General features: G+C 59.3%; 1 protein-coding gene. It reads left to right on the top strand.

Annotated features, from left to right (window positions below):
• On the top strand, window positions 1-231 hold a 231-nt coding region (locus KZZ04_RS20950), incomplete at both ends, for an NAD-dependent epimerase/dehydratase family protein (protein WP_219424143.1).

The following is a 231-nucleotide window of genomic DNA, read 5'->3' as shown; positions in this document are numbered from 1 at the left end:
GCCCAAGCGTTTCAAACATCCTTACGCCGCGACTAAATACCTGGCGGAACAGAAGGTGTTCGGTGCCCAGGAGTTCGGCCTTGAAGTGCTGGCCCTGCGCCCGCGTTTCGTCACCGGGGCCGGAGACATGAGCATCTTCCCGCGGTTGCTGAAAATGCAGCGCAAGAACCGCCTGGCCATCGTCGGCGACGGCTTGAACAAGGTCGACTTCACCAGTGTGCATAACCTCAA

Source organism: Pseudoalteromonas sp. CR1 (genome assembly GCF_019392235.1).
Classification (GTDB): Bacteria; Pseudomonadota; Gammaproteobacteria; order Enterobacterales; family Alteromonadaceae; genus Pseudoalteromonas.
This window is presented reverse-complemented; position numbering and strand designations above follow the sequence as displayed.